This is a genomic window from Candidatus Borrarchaeum sp. (genome assembly GCF_019058535.1).
In the GTDB taxonomy this organism is placed as follows: Archaea; Asgardarchaeota; Sifarchaeia; order Borrarchaeales; family Borrarchaeaceae; genus Borrarchaeum; species Borrarchaeum weybense.
The window spans coordinates 1-4706 of the sequence record NZ_JAHPYX010000142.1 but is presented as its reverse complement, the minus strand read 5'-3'; the positions used below and the strand labels follow the sequence as shown (position 1 = coordinate 4706).

General features: G+C 39.4%; 6 protein-coding genes. 4 read left to right on the top strand and 2 right to left on the bottom strand.

Annotation, left to right across the window (positions count from 1 at the left end; translation table 11 throughout):
- The 3 genes from QVB70_RS08325 to QVB70_RS08315 form a co-directional block, all read left to right on the top strand.
- Positions 1-896, top strand: an 896-nt coding sequence (locus tag QVB70_RS08325) for an AAA family ATPase (RefSeq protein ID WP_287585266.1), incomplete at its 5' end; no start/stop codon positions are given.
- On the top strand, positions 893-1801 hold the full coding sequence (locus tag QVB70_RS08320) for an ATP-binding protein (RefSeq protein ID WP_287585265.1): 909 nt from the start codon (positions 893-895) through the stop codon (positions 1799-1801). The genes QVB70_RS08325 and QVB70_RS08320, both read left to right, overlap by 4 nt.
- 116 nt (positions 1802-1917) lie before the next feature.
- On the top strand, positions 1918-2424 hold the full coding sequence (locus QVB70_RS08315; protein WP_287585264.1) for a helix-turn-helix domain-containing protein: 507 nt from the start codon (positions 1918-1920) through the stop codon (positions 2422-2424).
- A 51-nt stretch (positions 2425-2475) separates the two neighbouring features.
- Here the strand turns inward: QVB70_RS08315 and QVB70_RS08310 are convergent, their stop codons facing one another.
- On the bottom strand, positions 2476-3162 hold the full coding sequence (locus tag QVB70_RS08310; protein ID WP_287585263.1) for a zinc ribbon domain-containing protein: 687 nt from the start codon (positions 3160-3162) through the stop codon (positions 2476-2478).
- Between the two features lie 273 nt (positions 3163-3435).
- Here QVB70_RS08310 and QVB70_RS08305 point away from each other — a divergent pair, with 273 nt between their 5' ends.
- Positions 3436-4416: a radical SAM protein gene (locus QVB70_RS08305; RefSeq protein ID WP_287585262.1), complete on the top strand. Its 981-nt coding sequence runs from the start codon at positions 3436-3438 to the stop codon at positions 4414-4416.
- A gap of 49 nt (positions 4417-4465) precedes the next feature.
- On the opposite strand, the gene QVB70_RS08300 is transcribed toward QVB70_RS08305, so the two are convergent.
- Positions 4466-4706 (bottom strand): DUF5320 domain-containing protein (locus QVB70_RS08300; protein WP_287585261.1); only part of this gene is annotated, 241 nt, incomplete at its 5' end.

The following is a 4706-nucleotide window of genomic DNA, read 5'->3' as shown; positions in this document are numbered from 1 at the left end:
TTGATGTACCGATAGTCGCGTCAACTGGCGGCAAAGGTGGCACTGGTAAAACTGTCGTAGCCATTAACCTTGCAGCCCAGTTAGCAAATATGGGCAAAAGAGTTTTAATCATCGACTGTGATGTTGACAGTCCTAATGTTGCCATTCTTTTGGGTGCCGAATTAAAGAATGAGCAAGTAATCAAACGTTTTCTTCCAGAATTTATTTTGGAAAACTGCACATTTTGTGGGAAGTGTGCAGAATTTTGTAGGGCTCACGCTATATTGCAGGTAGGCGATAAGCCACCCCTGTTGTTCCCAGAAATTTGCACAGGTTGCGAAGTATGTCAATTAGTGTGCCCATCCGATGCAATAGTAGACAAGGAGAAGATTGTCGGTTATACATCTGAAGGGCAAAATAATGGTGTCGATATTGTCAGTGGCGAGTTAAAATTGAGAGAACCAGAATCTGCTATCGCAGTAGATGCCGCAAGAGAAAGGGCGTTTAAGAAAGTCAAAGAAAATGGAAAAAACTATGATATTGTGGTAATCGATACTGCCCCAGGTGCCCATTGCGACGTCATCCGTGCTTTGCAAGGGGCTGATCTCGTATTAGCTGTAACAGAGCCAACACCCTTTGGGGCTCACGATTTGGATCTAATAATCGAACTGACCAAGAACGTCATGATGCTTGATTCGAAAGTAGTACTAAATCGATCTGATATTGCGGATAGTGAAATAATTGATTCAACATGCCAGAAAAAATCAGTGGAGTTGCTAGCACGGATTCCATACGATGATGAACTGATTAAAAGCTATGTCAAAGGAATTCCCATAGTGAATTATAACCCAGAGTCCACAAGCGGGAAAATATTAATTCAACTGGCAGAAAAAACTCAGGAGTTGCTTTTAAAATGAAAGAAGTTGTGGTAGTCTCGGGAAAAGGCGGAGTTGGAAAAACTTCAGTTGCTGCAGCACTAGCCATTTTATTTCGCGAAAAGAATCTAAACCTTGTGGCGTTGGACGCTGACGTCGACGCACCAAATTTAGCATTGCTCTTGAGCGCAAAGGACGATGGAAGAGTTGAAGACGAAATTGAGGTGTCAGAAAAAGCTTTCATCCTTGCTGACAGATGTACCCATTGTGGACAATGCGTTGTATCTTGCAGTGAAAACGCAATAATGCAACCAGATTTGGCAGAACCACCAATAATCATACCATATCTCTGTGAAGGCTGTGGAAAATGTGCAATACTTTGTCCAGAAGAGGCAATAGAGATACGTGCAGTACGGGGGGGAAAAGTTATCAGTTCACAGAACAATACAGACGGATTTCCAATAATTACGGGACAGATAGCTATCGGTGAGACTGGATCTGGCAAGATTGTTACAGAAATTAAAAAGCGGGGAAGAGAAGAGGCACAAAAGGTAAATGCAGATATTCTTTTAGTTGACGGTGCGCCCGGGACAGGTTGCCCAGTGATAGCCGCTATAACGGGAGCGAATTATGTCATCATCGTAACTGAACCAACACCTTCTGCAATGAAAGCTTTCGAAAGGATCACATATATTGCACAACATTTTCCACTAGGGATTGGACTTGTTATCAACAAATCGGATATACATGAACCGTCAAAAGTCCAGATACTCGAAATAGCCAGAAAGAATAACGTTGAGGTGCTTGGAGAGATCCCACTCGATAAGAATGTACCATATTCTATTGGCCAAGCAGAACCAATTGTTACCTATGCGCCAGAGAGTCCTGCAGCCGTATCATTGAAACTAATTGCAGAAAGACTTCTTCAAAGTCTAAGATTTTCTTAGCAGAAAATTCGATGTAGAACATTTCCTCTTCCATAATTTTTATGAATTAAGTGAATTTAGATTATTGACTAAAGGTTTTATGTGAACGATTCTATATTATATAGAGAGGGAATTGTATGTCAAAGTTAAAGTTCGTGCCAAAGCCATTATGCTGCGATGTGGTAGAAGCGTTTTCTTCAGAAGAACGCATGAAGCTCTTGATGACGACAATAGGGCTTGGTGGATGCGCAGCTGCAAGCATATTAGAAAAATTCACTGGACTTGACACTGCAACAGTTCGTGAGAACTTAGAAGTCTTAGAAAGAACTGGATTTGTTGAAGTTCGAGAGATAGGAAAAACTACCGTCGTTCGATTACAAAAAATAATTTCCCCTATATCAACGTTTAGTCGTTTTATCGAAGAAGTGGAACAAACGACCGTTGAGAACATCATTGAAAAGTCGAAAACAATCATAGAGGACATAAAAACGAAGGATGATGCCCAGGCATTCATTGATGAATTCAATGACATTAGTTTCAGGCTTCGTGGAATAATCGAAATTTATTTTCCGCGTCAATTCTGGGAAGCAAAAGAACAAGTAAAACTCCTTGCAGAGACATTCGCTCTACCTATGAAGAAATAGAGTGATGCTGACGCAAATCTTAAAAAAAATAAAAATCGTATGGAATCCGTGCTAAACTGCAGAACCGCAGTGCGGACAGAATTCCGTACCAGCTGGAACTTCCGAACCACAGGAAGGACAAAACTCCGGTTTTGGTTCTATTGTCGGCTCAGGTTTAGGTGTTACTGGTGCAGGCTCAACTGGAGTAGGTAGTGGAGCTTCTTTTTCAACTTCTTTTCGTGTAGCGCCAACTGCTGCTATAATAATCCCAACTAAAGCCAATATTCCGCCGATCATGTTTAATGTATAATCTCGACGTTCTACAGTTTCATAGTAAGCTCTGTCAACTTGTATTGAAGTTATTTCGCAACTTGTGAGTCCATCGTTATACACAACTAAATAATACGTATCTGTGGACTGGATAGTTGCGCTGAATGCCATACTTTGCGAATTAGTTCTTGTGACAACTGAGGGTGCAGTTAATGAGTATGCGTAGGTTGTCTGCCATTCGTTGAACTGATTCGAAGTGAAAATAAAGAAGTTCACTGGTTGGGTGGTTTCTATCGATCCTGATACCTTATCTCCTGCATCTAGATCCGTGTACCAATACACATAGTAATTGTCTGGAAGAGTGTAAGAAGTGTCAAGTAGATTTTCAGTATATTCAACGCTTTGGTACGTTGTCCTCGTTCCTGCGGCTGCTAAAACTAGCCCAAAAACTAAAATAACAACTCCCACAACCGCTATCTCTTTCCTCATTTTCTATCTCTTTCCTCGTTTTTATTATCAATTATAAAAAGACCTCTAAATATTTTCTCGGGAGCTTACTTAAATATTTCACGGAAGAATTCCGCCATTCGATTTTGCTTTTTTCTAACTATAGAAATATCTATGCAAAATAATGTTTCAATGCTGGTGTCACTAAAGCTTTTCAAAATCTTTCAATGCCATTTAAAGAAATATTGATAAACACGACAATTATCGCAAAAGTAAAAAAAATGCAAGCGTCACTTGCATTCAGGTGAAGCATCAATGACGGAAAAAGTAGTATTTGGACCTGTTCCATCGAGACGATTAGGCATGTCTTTGGGGGTTAATAATGTACTTTATAAAAATTGCAGTTATTCTTGCGTTTATTGTCAGATTGGCAGAACACAACATTTTGAAATCGAACGTAACGAGTACTACAACCCCGATGAACTTGTAAGAATTGTAATAGAAGCTAAGAAGTTTGATGCGTCCATAGACTATATTACTTTTGTTCCTGACGGAGAACCAACATTAGACAAAAATCTAGGTTTTGAAATCGCTGAAATAAAAAAAGAACGTTCTACAAAAGTGGCAGTCATTACAAACGCGTCTTTAATGTATCGAGATGATGTTAAAGACGACATATACTATGGAGATACTGTATCCATAAAGATTGATGCAATAACTCAAAAAATCTGGAAAAAGATTAATAGACCACATCCAAAGCTAAAACTCGATGAAATATTAGACGGCATAGTAAATTTTTCGAAAAAATATAAGGGACGGATCATAACGGAGACAATGCTCATTAAAGGGATTAATGATCGAGAGGATGAAATCACCAAAATTGCTCAATTTCTTTCCGAAATGAAGGTAGATATTGCTTATATTGCGATACCCACGAGACCTCCAGCAGAACCATGGGTTGAACCCGCAGATGAAAAAATTATTTTAATGGCTCATGAAATATTCTCAAATCACTTAGGAAAGAAACATGTGGAATTACTTACAGGTTATGAAGATGCTTTGTTTGATAGTGTTTCAAAAGATCCTATTCACGGATTTCTAGCAATAACCTCAGTTCATCCGATGATGGTCGATTATGCACACAAGTTTTTTTCTGAAAGAGGTTTACAACCCGAAGAAGTTATAAATAAGCTCTTAGAAGAAAATAAAATAGTAAAACTTAGTTACATGAACCACGAGTTCATTCTCCGCAAATTCAAATCAGATGTCACGAAAAAAATAATGAGTGAAGGATAAGATCCAAAATTTAAATGAAGTAAAAAAAGAAAGCTGAAGAGAGTCAGTCTTACTTATCCTCTTCTTTTAATGCATTAAGACGGGACTTTAGACGACTAACTTCTTCTTCAATAGCTTTTAGGTGGTCTTTAAGTAATTTAATTTCATCTTCTCGACTTAAAGGTTGTGTAGGTGGAGGGGCAACCATCGGCGCTCCAGGTTGGGGAGTAACCATACCCATGCCGCGTCCCATACCCATACCACGACCCATGCCCATGCCGCGTCCCATACCCATACCACGACCCATGCCC